General features: G+C 48.4%; 15 protein-coding genes. All 15 read right to left on the reverse strand.

Features of this window, described 5'->3' with window-relative positions; translation table 11 throughout:
• Positions 1–28: 28 nt before the first annotated feature.
• The 15 genes from B4C70_RS05070 to rimP all read right to left on the reverse strand — a co-directional run bounded on the left by B4C70_RS05070 (position 29) and on the right by rimP (position 15,981).
• Positions 29–1,693: a ribonuclease J gene (locus B4C70_RS05070; protein ID WP_023468670.1), complete on the reverse strand. Its 1,665-nt coding sequence runs from the start codon at positions 1,691–1,693 to the stop codon at positions 29–31.
• Between the two features lie 153 nt (positions 1,694–1,846).
• Positions 1,847–2,509, reverse strand: coding sequence for a M15 family metallopeptidase (locus B4C70_RS05075; protein ID WP_251133294.1), 663 nt, complete (start codon positions 2,507–2,509; stop codon positions 1,847–1,849).
• On the reverse strand, positions 2,509–3,768 hold the full coding sequence (locus tag B4C70_RS05080; protein WP_029342035.1) for a lipid II:glycine glycyltransferase FemX: 1,260 nt from the start codon (positions 3,766–3,768) through the stop codon (positions 2,509–2,511). Before B4C70_RS05080 ends, B4C70_RS05075 begins: the two co-directional genes overlap by 1 nt.
• Positions 3,765–5,228: a UDP-N-acetylmuramoyl-L-alanyl-D-glutamate--2,6-diaminopimelate ligase gene (locus B4C70_RS05085; protein WP_064299664.1), complete on the reverse strand. Its 1,464-nt coding sequence runs from the start codon at positions 5,226–5,228 to the stop codon at positions 3,765–3,767. Before B4C70_RS05085 ends, B4C70_RS05080 begins: the two co-directional genes overlap by 4 nt.
• Positions 5,229–5,287: 59 nt before the next feature.
• Positions 5,288–6,520, reverse strand: coding sequence for a M16 family metallopeptidase (locus B4C70_RS05090; protein WP_290777326.1), 1,233 nt, complete (start codon positions 6,518–6,520; stop codon positions 5,288–5,290).
• A gap of 74 nt (positions 6,521–6,594) precedes the next feature.
• The gene (gene pnp / locus B4C70_RS05095) at positions 6,595–8,814 is read right to left on the reverse strand and encodes a polyribonucleotide nucleotidyltransferase (protein WP_064299662.1); all 2,220 of its coding nucleotides are present in this window, start codon (positions 8,812–8,814) and stop codon (positions 6,595–6,597) included.
• Positions 8,815–8,952: 138 nt separating this feature from the next.
• Positions 8,953–9,222 carry a 30S ribosomal protein S15 gene (rpsO, locus tag B4C70_RS05100; RefSeq protein ID WP_023468676.1) on the reverse strand — a complete coding sequence of 90 codons (270 nt, stop codon included), beginning with the start codon at positions 9,220–9,222 and terminating at the stop codon, positions 8,953–8,955.
• A 123-nt stretch (positions 9,223–9,345) separates the two neighbouring features.
• Positions 9,346–10,275 (reverse strand): bifunctional riboflavin kinase/FAD synthetase, encoded by a 930-nt coding sequence (locus B4C70_RS05105; protein WP_050677457.1) that lies wholly within the window; start codon positions 10,273–10,275, stop codon positions 9,346–9,348.
• Positions 10,276–10,291: 16 nt separating this feature from the next.
• Positions 10,292–11,200 carry a tRNA pseudouridine(55) synthase TruB gene (gene truB, locus B4C70_RS05110; protein ID WP_290777328.1) on the reverse strand — a complete coding sequence of 303 codons (909 nt, stop codon included), beginning with the start codon at positions 11,198–11,200 and terminating at the stop codon, positions 10,292–10,294.
• 50 nt (positions 11,201–11,250) lie between these two features.
• On the reverse strand, positions 11,251–11,592 hold the full coding sequence (gene rbfA, locus B4C70_RS05115) for a 30S ribosome-binding factor RbfA (protein ID WP_023468679.1): 342 nt from the start codon (positions 11,590–11,592) through the stop codon (positions 11,251–11,253).
• 39 nt (positions 11,593–11,631) lie between these two features.
• Complete coding sequence (gene infB, locus B4C70_RS05120; RefSeq protein WP_290777330.1) at positions 11,632–13,803, reverse strand: translation initiation factor IF-2; 2,172 nt, start codon at positions 13,801–13,803, stop codon at positions 11,632–11,634.
• Between the two features lie 15 nt (positions 13,804–13,818).
• Positions 13,819–14,121: a YlxQ family RNA-binding protein gene (locus tag B4C70_RS05125; protein WP_023468681.1), complete on the reverse strand. Its 303-nt coding sequence runs from the start codon at positions 14,119–14,121 to the stop codon at positions 13,819–13,821.
• Positions 14,114–14,383 (reverse strand): RNase P modulator RnpM, encoded by a 270-nt coding sequence (gene rnpM / locus B4C70_RS05130; protein WP_023468682.1) that lies wholly within the window; start codon positions 14,381–14,383, stop codon positions 14,114–14,116. The genes B4C70_RS05125 and rnpM overlap by 8 nt, the downstream gene beginning before the upstream one ends.
• Before the next feature lie 3 nt (positions 14,384–14,386).
• On the reverse strand, positions 14,387–15,496 hold the full coding sequence (gene nusA, locus B4C70_RS05135; protein WP_023468683.1) for a transcription termination factor NusA: 1,110 nt from the start codon (positions 15,494–15,496) through the stop codon (positions 14,387–14,389).
• Positions 15,497–15,513: 17 nt separating this feature from the next.
• A complete protein-coding gene (rimP, locus tag B4C70_RS05140; protein ID WP_023468684.1) occupies positions 15,514–15,981 on the reverse strand; it encodes a ribosome maturation factor RimP in 468 nt (155 codons plus the stop codon).
• Positions 15,982–16,108: the final 127 nt, after the last annotated feature.

Here is a 16,108-nt window from a genome sequence, read left to right on the forward strand (position 1 = left end):
GTATTGGTCAATCTGAGCCGCTCGTTTGTTAAATCTCCATGATGATCGGAAGAATCATCGGGCGGCGTTTCGTCTGTTCATAGAGATAAGCACTCAGTTTATCTCGAATCAACGACTTCATCTCCGTCCAATCCAATTCTCCGTTTAATTTACCTTGTAGTTGTTTCGCAACGATTCGGTTCGCTTCGTTGATCATATCCTCTGATTCACGCATGTAGACGAATCCGCGAGAGATGATTTCCGGTCCCGAGACGATCGTTTTGTTTTTCCGGCTGATCGTAATGACACAAAGGACGACACCGTCTTGCGATAACAAGCGACGATCACGAAGAACGATGTTTCCGACATCACCCACACCGATTCCGTCGATCAAGACGTTTCCGGCGTTCACTTTGCGCGACATCCGTGCTTTGCGCTTCTCGAACTCAACGACATCCCCATTCTCGATAATGAAGATGTTGTTCGCATTGACGCCAACCGTCTGTGCGAGACGACTGTGTGCCTTTTGCATCCGGAATTCTCCGTGAATCGGTAGGAAGAATTTCGGTTTGATCAAGTTTAGCATCAGCTTCAGATCTTCCGCATGACCGTGACCGGACACGTGTACTTTCCGTTGGTTGTAAATGACATTCGCACCGGCACGGAATAAGAGATCGATCGTTTTCGAAACCGACTTTTCGTTACCTGGAATCGGCGAAGCCGCAACGACGACCGTATCGTTCAAGCGAATATTGACTTGCTTATGTGCATTACGCGCCATTCGTGTCAAGGCTGCCATCGGCTCACCTTGCGATCCTGTCGTCAAGATGACGACTTGGTTATCGTCGAGGCGGTTGATGTCAGATAGATCAATCAATGTTTTCTGTTTGAAGCGTAAATAATTCAGACGCTGTGCCACTTCGACGTTATTGACCATGCTACGACCGACGACCGCTACTTTTCGATTGTTCGCTTCTGCTGCCGCAAACACTTGTTGTAGACGATGAATGTTCGAAGCGAATGAAGCGACGATGACACGACCTGGTGCCTCATAGATGACGTCGTTCAGTTCAGAACCGACGATCGATTCTGATCCAGACATCCCTGGTCGCTCTGCATTCGTTGAGTCAGACAGTAAGCAAAGCACTCCCCGTTGACCAATTGCTGCAATCTTCCCGAAATCCGCCTGTTTTCCATCAACTGGTGTGTAATCGAACTTGAAATCCCCTGTATGGACGATCGCACCTTGAGATGTTTGAATACATACCCCGACTGCATCCGGAATCGAGTGGTTGACCCGGAAGAACGTAATAAAATGACCTGCAACGGTTAATTTCGTCTTGGCATCAATTGGACGAAGATCTGCCTTTTTCAATAAACCGGCTTCTTTTAATTTGTGTTCAATCAAACCGAGCGTCAAACGTGTTCCGTAAACCGGTACTTTTAAGTCACGCAAGACGTAACTGAGTGCCCCGATATGATCCTCGTGACCATGGGTAATGAAAATCCCCTGAATCCGCTCTTTGTTTTCTTTTAAATAACTGATGTCTGGAATGACTTTATCGATTCCAAGCATCTCATCTCCTGGGAACATCAACCCGGCATCGATGACGAAGATGTCCTCGTCGAGTTCGACGACGTACATGTTCTTCCCGATCTCACCGGCGCCACCAAGAGCAAAGACGCTTACTTTTTCCGTCTTCTTCTTTGACACAACATGACCTCCTATAATTCATATTCACTTTTCGTGAGCCGTCCACTTATCACTATCACTATTCTAGCCGAATTTTCACAATCTGCCAACAATCGGACTAGGAAATCTAAAAAAAACGTCATTCCTGCCTCATTACTCCAGGAATGACGTTGATCACGTATTCAACAAATCTTCGACTTCTTCCGTTCGTTTCGCTTTTTCCGAACGGCTTGGACGTTCACCAGCCTTCAGTTCGTCGAGCGAATACCCGAACGTCATCTCAAAATGAGGATAGTCGACGAATCGTTTCCAATCGCCTCCCCATTCGAAACCGAGCGCTTTTCCGATATCCGCGACTTCGCGCCAATCACTTTTCCCAGACCGATTCCCGTCATACTCAAGGTCATACGAAATCTGGCCATTCACGAGCTGAACGAAATCGACAGCGAGTCCATAATTATGCATCGATTCACCGCCACGTGCATTCGTGACGACTTCACCTGCCTTAGAACGTCCTTGTTCATAAAGCGCATTCTGTTGCTGAATCGAGCGGTATCCTTGCGTAATCTTGATATCGATATTGTAGCACGAATGCGCAACACGGATCAGATCCTTTGCCCCTGCCTCGACAGCAGGGTGGAGACGCTTCAGGTTCGTCTCGCTTGCATTGATTAAGCGATCTTCCCCCGCTACATCTCGTGGACAACTATCAATCCCGAGCTCCGGTTGATCCATTAAAATCGTCGGCATCCGATTCATGGATGCCGCAAGAAACAATCCAATCGCAAACATCGTCAATAAAAATACGATCCAACCGAAGATTGTTCCCCGTTTCATCAGCGGCGAAGCTTCTTCCGAAGTTTTTGTAGAATCGGTAACCCAGTCTCAAGCAACAGATAGAGCGGACGATTGAGTACATAATCGAACTCACCGATTTTTTCAATCATCCGGCTGCCCCAACCAGATTTAAAGGCGTAGAGTCCCGCGTAATGATCATCCGGGTCTGTCGAACCACTGACTCCACCGAAGTCATAGGAGAGCGCACCATGTTCTTTCGCATATTGCATCATCGTCCATTGCATCAAGTGGTTCGGCATGAACTCCCGGTACTCGTTCGATGAAGCGCCGTATAAGTAATACGAGCGACGACCAGCAAGCGTCAAAAGACCACCAGATAGGATGACACCGTTTGGATGTTTAGCAGCAATCGTCATCAGTTCTGTCTTCGACTTCTCTGCTTTTTCGATTTGTGCTGTCGTCTGCTCCAAGCGATTGTTTAAGCTTTTTAGCTTCTTCTCGGCCGTCTCTTTCTCGAGCTGACGATGAATTTTCGAGAGTTCCTTGTCAGCTTGAAGTAATAAGGCTTCTGTATTCTCAAGCGCACGAACGACATCGAGTTTCGTCAAAAACAAGACTGCATCACCTTTTGGGTGAAGATGATCGTACAGATTTTCGAAATAATCCAGACCGCGGATTGAAAAACCATCCCGTTCGCCCGTCTCGACCATCAGCTTCGCGAATGTCTTTAGCCCTTCACGATCTGCTTGTTCGCATACGATCCCTTTGCGTTCAGCAAGGCGGACGTTGTAGCGGAACTTCGAATGGAAACCGTCGAAGATCTCTTTTTCTGTCCCTACAAGACTCGTCTCCATCGTAAAGCGTGGCTGCGCGTAGTCAAAACCGCCACCGAAGCCATTATGTTTGAAGCCAAGTCCTTGCATCTCCTGCAACAGACCAGGATATTCTTCCCGCTCGACGTTTGGATCAAATTTAATCGCAATTGCCTTCTGTTGTTTTGCGACACGAATCGCTTCGTCACGAAGGGCGCGAAGTGCGTCCGTATCTGTATAATCGACGACGAAACCGCGCGGTGCATAACAAAGCGTGAACGGTAGCTTCGGTACTTTCTTGAACAAAAGAAGACCAACTCCGGCAATCTCACCGGAAGCCGTTCCGACCGCGATCCGTTCATGTGTCCATCCTGTCGCGCTTTTGACTTCTCCCCATGCTGGAAGCTGGAGTAAGTCACCTTTGGGATGTGTTTTTACGAATGTTTCAAATTGATCTATGGTTACAACGATTGGTTGATAAGTCACTTCTGTTCCTCCATTTGCCGTATCATCTCTTTGACGATGACTTCCTCATCGAGAGGGATTTTCTCATCCCCAATGATTTGATATTTTTCATGGCCCTTACCGGCTAAGATGACGATATTGTCTGGTCGTGCGAGTCGCGCTGCGTAACGCACGGCCTCTTCCCGATCACCGATTTCAACGAACTGATCGTGGGTCATCCCTTTGGCGATGCCGGATGTAATCGACTCATATGCTTCATATCGTGGATCATCCGTTGTGATGACGACGGTTCCTGCGTAAGTCGAAGCGAGTTCGCCCATCTTCGGTCGTTTCGTCACGTCGCGGTTTCCACCTGTCCCGATCAGGAAGACGATCTTTTCCTTCGGTACGTCAACGAGTGCTTTCAGACATTGTTCGATGCCGTCAGGCGTATGCGCATAGTCGACATAGACGTTATATCCTTCAATCGGCAAGCGTTGCATCCGACCTTTTGCCGGACGGATTGCTGAAATCGCGCCTGCGATCGTCGCTAGATCGTATCCGCAAGACAAGAGGATCCCTGTCGCAAGCAACAGATTATAGACGTTAAAGCGACCGATGAAGTTCGCCGTGACATCGACTTGTTCTTCCTTGTACAGCATCGTGAACGTCGTTTGTTGAAGCGACTGTTCAATCGCTGTTGCTCGGAGGTCAGCTGCGTTGTCGATGCCGTATGTCATGACACGAGCACCTGTCATCATCTCATACAGCTCACTCGTCGGATCATCCGCATTCAAGACCGCGACTTTCTCTGTCGACAGCCGTTGACCGAGTTGTGCAAATAACAATCCTTTGGCACGCGCATAGTTTTCAAATGTTTTGTGAAAATCAAGGTGATCATGCGTCAGATTCGTGAATCCCGCAACATCGTAATCGACACCCGTTACCCGACCAAGCTCTAATCCATGTGAAGAGACTTCCATGATGACATCTTGGACATCTTCTTCGTGCATCTGATACAGAAAGGCTTGTAACTCGGAGCTTTGTGGTGTCGTATTGCGACTTGGCACGACGCGGTCACCAATCTTGACTTCAACCGTACCGATGATGCCCGTCTTCCGACCAAGGTGCGCTAATATATCACGGACGATCGTCGTCGTCGTCGTTTTCCCATTCGTTCCCGTAATACCAATCATCCGCATCTTTTCAGAAGGATAATCATAGAATTTGCCAGCCAACTCGGCAATGGCACGTGATGTACTACGAACAAGAATGACAGGAATCGACACGTCGACCGGTTGTTCCGCAACGATCGCGACCGCTCCTTGTGCTTCCGCCTGTTTAGCATAGTCGTGTCCATCAACAGTATATCCTTTGATGGCGACGAACAATGTTCCCGGTTTAACATCCCGTGAATCGGTCGTAATGGACGTAACGTCCACTTCTACCATTCGTTCGATTTTTTGCGTCTGTATGACTTGAATCAATTCAGCTAAATTCAACGGTATTCCTTCTTTCTCGACATCGTCATTTCATATGTTTCATCTATTCCGTTCTGCTATCATGCTTCCTCTTCTTCGTCTGCCGGAAGAATATAGGCCTTTGCCGGTTCCTCCGAAAAGATGTGCTCAATCAGCCCTTCGATATCCGATGGACGAATCCGTTCGACATCCGCTAACACTTCTTCAAGTGATGGATGGCGATGTAGATGCAACTCATTTCGGGCGTTTCGATTCATGTGACTCGATGTGCCTTCGTTGCCTAGAATCAGAGAACCTTTCAGCTGTTCAATCCCATCTTCGAGTTCCTTCGTCGATAATCCATCCCGCTTCAAGCGATCGATTTCAGCAGCGAGGACCTGTTCGACCTCTTCGACCGATTCCGGAGACGTGCCGACATAGATCGTGAACGTTCCATGATCGTCAAACGTCGTGTAATAGGAAAAGACTGAATAGGCAAGACCGCGTTCCTCTCGGATGGATTGGAACAAGCGACTCGACATCGTCGCACCGAATGCATTATTGAGTAAGGCGAGGGCAGGCAAACGTGGGTCAGCAGAAGGAATCGCACGGAAATTATAACAAATATGAGCCTGTTCCGTATCCTTTTCCTTGCGAATCACACCATTTTGTAACCTTGGCTCTATCGTCTCGCGTGTCTTCGATCGTGATTCGAGGATCGACATCCGCTCTTGAATCTGCGCAATCAACGCGTCTGAGACGTTTCCGGCAACAGAAATGACGATTTGATCCGGAGCATACGCTTCTTCGAGATACCGCACGATCATCGCACGATCAATCCGAAGCACACTCTCTTCCGTTCCAAGAATCGGACGAGCCATGACATCCTCTCCGTAAGCCGCAACAGCTAATAACTCATGGACGAGATCATCTGGTGTGTCATCGTACATTTTAATCTCTTCAATGACGACCTTTTTCTCTTTTTCCAGTTCATCCGCGTCAAACGTCGATTCGAGGAACATATCCGCCAACACGTGAAAGGCTTCTCCTGCATGTTCATCTAATGTCTTGACGTAATAACACGTTTGATCCTTACTCGTGAACGCATTAATATTTCCACCAAGTCGGTCAAAGTAAACCGCAATCTCTTTTGCCGTATGGCGTTTTGTCCCTTTAAACATCATATGCTCGATGAGATGACTGATACCATGCTCCTCGATCTGTTCCGTCCGACTTCCTGCTTGAATGAAGATTCCGGTCGCGACGCTGCGTGCTTCCGGCATCCGTTCAACGATCAGTCGAACTCCATTTTCTAGTTGTATCCGTTCGATCATAGTAATTCCTCCAAATATAGGAAACAAGGTGGCTCTCGTTGCATTCTCTGCACCGTCGAGCCACCTTGGATTCATTAGTTACGACGTGGTGGACGTTGTCCGTCACGTGGTGGGCGTGAACCCTGATCCCGGCGTGGCGGGCGGTTCTCACGCTCTGTCTTTTTCTTTTCTTCATACGCTGCACGATCTTCTTCGCTTAAGCCTTCGACGAGCAGGACTTTGTGCGAAGCATTGACGCGTCCCTTGTCATCGATTTCCGTGACACGGACTTTTAGCTTATCACCAAGTTTGACGACATCTTCTGTTTGACCGACACGGTTAAGTGCAAGTTCCGAAATGTGGACGAGTGCGTCTTTTCCTTTGAATAACTCGACGAATGCACCGAATTTCTCAACGCGACGGACTGTTCCATCGAACTCTTCACCGACAACGACTTCACGGACGATATCTTCGACCAATTGACGGGCACGATCGATGCCAGCTTGATCCGTCGAAGCGATAAAGACGGTTCCGTCTTGATCAATGTCGATCTTGACGCCTGTCTCATCGATGATACCGTTGATGACTTTACCACCAGGTCCGATGACATCACGGATTTTATCTGGATTAATTTTGAGTGTGACGATTTTTGGCGCGTATTGTGACAATTCGACACGTGGTTCAGCGATGACAGTTTGCATATGCTCAAGAATGTGCAGACGACCAAGACGTGCTTGTTCGAGTGCTTCTTCGAGGATTTGACGCGTGATTCCGCCAATTTTCATATCCATTTGCAGAGCTGTGACACCTTCGTGAGTTCCAGCGACTTTAAAGTCCATATCTCCGAGATGATCTTCCATCCCTTGGATATCTGTCAAGATCGAGTAATTGTCGCCTTCCATGATCAAGCCCATCGCGATACCAGCGACAGGTGCTTTTAATGGAACACCCGCATCCATCATGGCAAGGATAGAACCACAGATTGAAGCCTGTGATGAAGAACCGTTCGACTCAAGAACTTCTGACACTAGACGAATCGTGTATGGGAAATCAACTTCATTCGGAAGAACTGGTAAGAGTGCGCGTTCTCCGAGTGCCCCGTGACCAATTTCACGACGACCTGGTGCACGCATCGGACGTGCTTCCCCGACTGAGAATGGCGGGAAGTTATAGTGGTGCATGAAACGTTTCTCTTCCTTCAGACCAAGTCCATCGATGATTTGAGCGTCACCCGCAACACCGAGTGTCGCAACAGACAAGACTTGTGTCTGACCGCGTGTGAACAGACCTGAACCATGTGCACGTGGTAAGAGACCGACTTCTGAATCGAGTGGACGGATCTCAGCAAGACCACGACCATCCGGACGGACTTTATCTTCTGTGATCAGACGGCGGACTTCGTCTTTGACGAACTTGTTGAGAACGCCTGATACTTCTGCTAGTTGTTCTGCTGTGACTGACTCGTCAGCTGCATACAACTCAATGTATTTTGCGATGACTTCGTTGATGGCAACGTCACGTGCTTGTTTTTCTTCGACTTGAACTGCTTGTGTGACTTCTGCCAATGCTTCTGCTTTCAGGCGATTGACGATTGTCTCATCGAAGCTTGATACCGTATATTCGAACTTCTCTTTACCGACTTGTGCGACGATCTCCTCTTGGAAAGCGATCATTTCCTTGATGACATCGTGTCCAAGCAAGATCGCTTCAAGCATTGCTTGTTCCGATACTTCCTTCGCACCTGCTTCGACCATGTTGACGGCATGTTTTGTTCCGGCAACTTGGAGGTCGATATCGCTAACTTCCATTTGCGCTGAAGTCGGGTTCACGACGAACTCTCCGTCGACGCGACCGATCGTCACGCCTGCGATTGGACCATCGAATGGAATATCCGAGATCGAAAGGGCAATCGAAGCCCCGATCATCGCAGCGACTTCTGGTGAATTGTCAGCATCTGACGAAAGGACTGTCGTCGCCACTTGTACGTCGTGACGGAAACCGTCCGGGAATAATGGACGGATTGGACGGTCGATCAGACGCGAAGTCAAGATCGCACTCTCTCCAGGGCGTCCTTCACGTTTCAGGAATCCACCTGGGATTTTCCCTGCCGCATATAATTTTTCTTCATAGTTCACTGTTAATGGGAAGAAATCTAAGTCCTTCGGTTGTTTTGATGCAACGACCGTAGCAAGAACGGCTGTATCGCCGTAGCGAATCAATGCTGCTCCGTTCGCTTGTTTTGCTAATTGACCGATTTCAATCGTTAATGGACGTCCACCGAGTTCGGTCGAAAACGTCTGTTTTGTTTGTGACATGCACAAATCTCCTCTCACTGCTATCCGTTTTTTCATTCAAATCTAATTATGTAGGTTCTTGCGCAAAAAGTCCATGAATCGGCAAAAAAAAGAAACAGGAGACGATGCTCCTGCTTCCCTACCTCGTTCTCGTCGGGATTAGCGACGGAGACCAAGACGCTCGATCAACGAACGGTAACGTGCAACATCCTTGTTACGAAGGTATGTGAGCAAGTTACGGCGACGACCGACCATTTTCAAGAGACCACGACGTGAGTGGTGATCCTTTTTGTGTGTACGTAAGTGATCGTTCAAAGTTGTGATCTGTTCAGTTAAAACAGCAACTTGTACTTCCGGCGAACCAGTATCGCCTTGTTTCGTAGCATATGCTTCGATGATTTCGTTTTTACGTTCTTTTGTGAGTGCCATTGTCACTCCACCTCCATCTTATGAATGACCGTATTCCCGAGCATCGGATGGTGAGACCAGATGCCAAGCGAATCGGCTGTACGTGATCGTACTGACCTATCATAACGAACCCTGTCCGTATTGTCAAACGCTTAATCGTGCATTTGCCTCTTCACGGTCCCGCGCCAATTGTTCTTTCAATTGATCGATACCATTGAAGGCTTTTTCATCGCGTAAGTAAGCGATCCATTCAAGCGTCAATTCTTGACCATAAAGATCCTCATCAAAGTCAAGAAGATGTGTCTCAATACTGACGTCTCCCGTCTCATAAAACGTCGGGCGTCTGCCGACGTTCGTCATCGCTTTGAATCGACGACCGTCCGCTAAGCGAACGAAAGTCGCATATACACCGAGTTTCGGAATGACGTAAGAAAATTCCGGACGCATGTTGGCTGTCGGGAAGCCAATTTGTCGACCACGTGCGTCACCGTGAATGATTGTACCTTTGATTTGGTAGGGTTCTCCAAGCAAACGTGCAGCCGGTTCGACTTCTCCTGCAGCAAGTAAACGACGAATCCGGGTTGAGCTGATTTTTTCTGCTTCTTCTTGGAACTCTGCTACAACGGTGTGTGTGAACGTGCCCCGACTATGAAAATCAAGCGTCGTCATTTTGCCAGCTCCGAAGCGACCGTAGGAATAATCAAATCCAGCGACGACATGCTCTGCACCGGACGCAATCAGATATTCATCGACGAAAGCTTGCGGTGACAATTCCGAGAAAGGAATCGTGAACTCAATTACATAAACACGATCGACACCAAGGCGTTCGATTTTCTCTAATTTACGTTCAAGCGGCGTGATGTAGCGGACCGGTTCATCCCCTTTACCAAGTACTTGTTTCGGATGGGGATCAAAGGTCATGACAGCCAAAGGCAGGCGACGAGCCTCCGCTTCTTTCCGTGCTGCTGCGATGACTTGCTGATGTCCGAGATGTACACCGTCAAAAAAGCCAAGTGCGATGACAGCAGGGGCTTTTTGAGGCTGTTCCGGATATGTCAAATGTATGATGTCCATGATGCTCTCTCCGATCTTAATCGATTTGTAGCATGACCTCGACGCGTGCTACCTGTTCTTCTGGAAGACGTCGATATAGCGCTAAAGGTACGTCCTCTTCATTATAGACAGTAAACAGCTCGAATTCGACTGGAATGCTTGTCAGCTTTGCTCCGTTCAAGACACGCTGCGCTGTTGCTGCATCAACCGTCAATCGTGGCCATTTTTGGATGACGTGTTCGATCGGTAGGACGTGCTGCATCCGTTCTTCGACCGTCTCATACGATTCGAGTGTTTCGAGTGTGACGGTATCCGTCTCAGCAATCGCACCAGATCCTGTCCGGCGTAAGTCGCTCATGTGTGCCGCATAACCAAGTCGTTCTCCGATCTCGACTGCTAGTGTCCGGATATACGTCCCTTTCCCACACGCGATATCGAGGCGGAATCGGCAGAGACCATCTTCGAACACAAGGTTCGATGTCCGTTCTAATCGATCGATGCGAACGATCCGGGTCGGTCGCTCGACTTCAATCCCTTTTCGTGCATATTCGTATAACTTCTTCCCGTTCACTTTGACTGCTGAATAATACGGTGGTGTCTGCTCGATCTCCCCTGTCAATGCGCTCAGGATATCAGCAATCGTCTCTTCAGTAATACTTTCGGGTTCGACCGGTGTTTCACGAACCGTCTCTCCGTGTGCATCTTCTGTCGTCGTTGCGAAGCCGATCGTCACTTCCGCCGCGTAACGTTTTCCTTCATCCGTGATGAAGCGGGCAAGCTTCGTCGCTCGACCGAGACAAATCGGTAAGACACCTGTTACTTCCGGGTCAAGCGTTCCTGTGTGTCCAACCTTTTTCGTCTGAAACAAACGACGTAGACGAAAGACACAATCATGACTCGTCATGCCGGCTGGTTTATCTAGTGGTAATACTCCGATGGGTTCCACGTGATGTCCTCCTTGAAAAAAGGCAACCACACGCGTGGTTGCCTTAGGTGTTAATCTTTGTTCAAATTCCGAAGCAACTCATCAATGCGTGATCCGTATTCGACAGAAGAATCGACCTCGAACAATAGTTCAGGTGTTTTCCGTAGACGAATCCGCGATCCGATTTCCTTACGCATGAAGCCTTTCGATTTTTCAAGACCGATGCGCGCATCCTCACGTGCTTTTTCGTCACCGAGGACTGAATAGAAGATCGTCGCTTGTTGCAAGTCTCCTGTCACTTCGACACCTGTGACGGTAATCGGCTTGACGCGTGGATCCTTGACATCCTTGATGAGCAGTTGCGTAATTTCCTTACGCACCTGTTCGGCGACACGATTCGAGCGTAAACTCATGTTTGTTCCCTCCAGTTCGGAAGAATGGATTCCGTTCTGTTACTTCCGTTTGACTTCTTCCATGATGAACGCTTCGATGACATCATCAACTTTTATGTCATCATAACGTTCGATCTTAATTCCACACTCGTAACCAGCAGCGACTTCTTTGACATCATCTTTAAAGCGGCGAAGTGTATCGAGTTTTCCTTCGTAGATGACGATACTATCACGAACGACACGGACACCTGCATCACGCGTCAACTTACCTTCCGTGACATATCCACCTGCAATCGTACCGACTTTCGATACTTTGATGACATCGCGGACTTCAGCTTGACCGATGATTTTCTCGACGAACTCAGGATCAAGGAGACCTTTCATCGCTTGCTCGATTTCTTCAATCGCATTGTAGATGATCCGGTGAAGACGAATTTCGACTTTCTCCTGATCTGCCATTGATTTCGCGTTACCATCCGGACGAACGTTGAATCCGATGATGATCGCATTTGCTGCTGAGGCGAGGATGACATCACCTTCCGTGATTGCACCAACACCTGAGTGTACGATGTTAATTTTAACACCTTCGACATCAATTTTCTTCAATGAACCGGCTAAGGCTTCAACTGAACCTTGGACATCACCTTTGATGATGATGTTGAGGTCCTTGACTTCGCCTTCTTTAATGCGGTCAAAGAGATCTTCTAAGCTAACTTTCGCTGAATCGCGACGTTGTGCTTCGATTTCACGTTGGTAACGTGCTTCACCGATTTGGCGTGCTTTTTTCTCATCTTCGAATGCGAAGAATTGATCGCCCGCTTTCGGAACATCGTTTAGACCTGTGATTTCGATTGGCGTCGATGGTCCGACTTCTTTGACACGACGACCGATATCGTTGACCATTGCCCGGATACGACCGAACGTGTGACCGACAACGATCGGGTCACCAACGCGAAGTGTTCCGTGTTGAACGAGAAGTGTAGCGACTGGACCGCGTCCTTTATCGAGTTTCGCCTCGATGACTGTTCCGCGACCGTTCATGTCTGGTGTTGATTTGTATTCTTGTACTTCTGAGACGAGAAGGATCATTTCGAGCAATTCATCGATGCCGTCACCTTTAAGTGCTGAAACGGGTACGAAGATCGTATCGCCGCCCCAGTCCTCTGCAACGAGTTCGAACTCTGTCAATTCTTGTTTGACACGGTCAGGGTTTGCGCCTTCTTTATCCATCTTGTTGACCGCGACGATGATTGGAACGCCAGCTGCTTTCGCGTGGCTGATCGCTTCTTCCGTCTGCGGCATGACACCGTCATCCGCTGCAACGACGATGATTGCGATATCCGTGACATCTGCTCCACGTGCACGCATCGTCGTGAACGCCGCGTGACCTGGTGTATCAAGGAACGTGATCTTCTTGCCGTCGATCTCAACTTGGTAAGCACCGATGTGCTGCGTAATCCCGCCGGCTTCGCCTGCAGTGACCTTCGTGTTACGGATCGAATCAAGCAATGTCGTTTTACCGTGGTCGACGTGTCCCATGATCGTAACGACCGGTGGACGCTCAGACAATTCGTACTGGTCGAGATTCAATTCGTACTGATCAAAGTCCGTCTCATCGACTTGGACTGTCTTCTCGACTTCAAAGCCGAACTCTGTCGCGAGAAGTTCCACTGTCTCGTCATCAAGATCTTGGTTGATGTTCGCCATGACACCGAGACCCATCAATTTCATGATCAGTTCATTCGGTTTTTTCGCCATTTTTTCAGCGAGTTCACCGACTGTCAAGTTGTCAGAGTATTGAACGACGTTTGCCATCGCTTCTTCTTGTGCACGGCGAGCAGCTTTACGTTGACTCGACTTCGAGTTCGGATCCGCTACTTCAAGTTTGCGTGGTTCTGCTTTCTTTTGGTTCGGACGACGTTTGCCGCCACGGTTGTTACGGTTGCCGAATTCTGGGCGTCCGCCTTTGCTGTTACGTGATTGATTACCTGCTGGTTTGTTTGTACTTCCTGGTCGGTTCGGTTTATTATCTGATTTCACTTGTTTTGGAGCCTCCGTCTTTTGAGCCCGATATTTCTCGGGATTAAATACTTGATCGAGTTGCTGTACTGTCTGTTCATCTAATACTGCCATATGATTCTTGACTGGTTTCTCCAGCTTTTCGAGCTGGGTGATGACCTGCTTACTTGTTACATTTTGTTCCTTGGCGAATTCGTATACACGTTTACCCAAAGGATCCACCTCCAATTAGTCGTTCGAGAGGAGTTCAGTTAGCTTTTTCGCAAATCCGGCTTCATTGACTGACACGACAACACGCGCATCCTTTCCTAATGCTTGACCGAGAATCGTCCGGTCGGCGACTTCTAGGTAAGGAACCTGATAACTCGTACATTTATCTGTGACTTTCTTACGCGTGGCAGCCCCCGCATCTGCTGCTAAAAGAACAAGCTTCGCTTGTCCTCCTCGTACTTCTTTCAGTACGAGTTCTTCTCCCGTCGTCACTTTTCTAGCTCGATTCGCGAGACCGAGAAGGGATTCCCATTTACTCATTTGTACCTCCCGCGATTTCAAGCAATTCATCGTATAAGGCATCTGTCGTCTTGACCTTCAAATGATGATCAAGCGTCCGTTTTTTCTTCGCCGTCGCAATGACTGCCGCATCTTTCGATAAATAGGCACCTCGCCCATTCATCTTACCATTTAAATCGATGACGACCTCTTGTTCAGGTGTCCGGACGACACGAATTAATTCTTTTTTCGGTTTCATTTCTTGTGTGATGACACACTTACGTAATGGTACCTTTTTTTGCACGAATTATTCCTCGCCTTCGACTTGGACCGCTTCTACTGCCGGCTCTTCCGTCGCGAAGACATCTTCGAGATCCATCGCTTCCGCTTCAGACTCGCTCTTGATGTCGATTTTCCATCCTGTCAATTTCGCTGCGAGACGCGCGTTTTGACCACGTTTCCCGATTGCAAGCGACAATTGGAAATCCGGAACGACGACGATTGTCGCTTTCGCTGGTTCGTTGACATAGACCGCAACGACTTGAGCTGGGCTGAGTGCGTTCGCGACATATTCTTTCGGATCATCCGAGTAACGGACGATATCGATTTTTTCCCCGTTTAAATCATTGACGATGCGTTGAACACGCGCCCCTTTTTGTCCGACACATGCACCGACTGGATCGATGTCATCCGCTGCGACTGCGATTTTCGAACGGTCGCCCGCTTCACGCGCAACAGACTTGACTTCGACTTCGCCACTTGAAATCTCTGGTACTTCGATTTCAAAGAGACGTTTTAAGAGACCTGGATGTGTCCGTGATACGAGAATCGATGCCCCTGATCCTTTGACCATTGGATCAACCTTCGTGACGTACACCTTGATGCGATCACGAATCCCGAAACGCTCGTTCGGCATTTGCTCGTGTGTCGTCAAGACGGCTTCGATACCTTCTAAGTTGACGTACAAGTTCCGTGCATCTTGACGTTCGACGATACCCGTCATGATCTCGTCTTCACGATCCGCGAAGTGATTGTAGATACGTTCACGTTCTGCTTCACGCATTTTTTGTGTGACGATTTGTTTCGCCGTTTGTGCTGCAACACGACCGAAGTCGCCTGGCGTCACTTCGACTTTATGGAAATCGCCGAGTTCATATGTCGGATCGATCTCGTGCGCTTCTTCAAGCGAAAGTTGCTCTTCTGGTTGTGTCAATCGTTCGACGACTTCCTTAAGCGCGAAGACACGGATGTCTCCTGTCTGCTGGTCGAATTCGACCTTTACAGCCTCCGATTCTTTTCCGAAGTTGCGTCGGTACGCTGAAATCAATGCCTGTTCGAGCGCATCGATGATGATGTTCTTGTCAATTTCCTTCTCTTTCGCGATTTGATTGATCGCCTCGAGTAACTGTGGTCCCATCGTTCTCTTCCTTTCCGTCAGAACATTACCGCAAGTCGCGCAAGTGAAATCTTGTCGACCGGTATCTCAATTTTCAATTTTCTTGTTTTGACACGCACTTCGATTTCAAGCATCTCAGGTGTGTACGCGAGCAACGTTCCTTCGAATTCAACCGCATTCTTTACTGGATCGTGCGTTTTGATGTACACATGTTTCCCAATCGCCTTTTCGAAGTCCTCGTCTTTCTTCAGTGGACGTTCCGCTCCTGGACTAGCGACGTCGAGGTAATACGGCTCGTCGATCGGATCATTGTCATTCAATGCTTCCGATAACTGTTCATTGATTTTGACGCAGTCTTCAAGATCTACGCCACCCTCTTTGTCGATGGAGACACGTAGGAACCAATCCGCCCCTTCTTTGACGAATTCAACGTCGACTAGCTCCATCCCCTCTCGTTCGACGATTGGTTTTGCGAGCGCTTCGACCTTTTCCGTTACGTTCGTCATCTTCATCCTCCTTCAAAAAACAAACAAGAAAGGAGCAGGTCCCCCTACTCCTTCCAAGTCGTAGTATAAAAAACATTTCCTCACTCAATATAGCATAGGAAAGCGCTCAAAGCAAGTGTTCCTAAGG

It is taken from the genome of Exiguobacterium sp. UBA5002, assembly GCF_002396765.1.
GTDB lineage: Bacteria > Bacillota > Bacilli > Exiguobacteriales > Exiguobacteriaceae > Exiguobacterium_A.

What these genes read in the sequence shown, in the direction of transcription:
- B4C70_RS05075 (WP_251133294.1), bottom strand. Translation starts at nt 2,509, where the DNA reads ATGAAACGGGGAACAATCTTCGGTTGGATCGTATTTTTATTGACGATG.
- B4C70_RS05090 (WP_290777326.1), bottom strand. Translation starts at nt 6,520, where the DNA reads ATGATCGAACGGATACAACTAGAAAATGGAGTTCGACTGATCGTTGAA.
- pnp (WP_064299662.1), bottom strand. Translation starts at nt 8,814, where the DNA reads ATGTCACAAACAAAACAGACGTTTTCGACCGAACTCGGTGGACGTCCA.
- rpsO (WP_023468676.1), bottom strand. Translation starts at nt 9,222, where the DNA reads ATGGCACTCACAAAAGAACGTAAAAACGAAATCATCGAAGCATATGCT.
- B4C70_RS05105 (WP_050677457.1), bottom strand. Translation starts at nt 10,275, where the DNA reads ATGGACATCATACATTTGACATATCCGGAACAGCCTCAAAAAGCCCCT.
- rbfA (WP_023468679.1), bottom strand. Translation starts at nt 11,592, where the DNA reads ATGAGTTTACGCTCGAATCGTGTCGCCGAACAGGTGCGTAAGGAAATT.
- B4C70_RS05125 (WP_023468681.1), bottom strand. Translation starts at nt 14,121, where the DNA reads ATGAGTAAATGGGAATCCCTTCTCGGTCTCGCGAATCGAGCTAGAAAA.
- nusA (WP_023468683.1), bottom strand. Translation starts at nt 15,496, where the DNA reads ATGGGACCACAGTTACTCGAGGCGATCAATCAAATCGCGAAAGAGAAG.
- rimP (WP_023468684.1), bottom strand. Translation starts at nt 15,981, where the DNA reads ATGACGAACGTAACGGAAAAGGTCGAAGCGCTCGCAAAACCAATCGTC.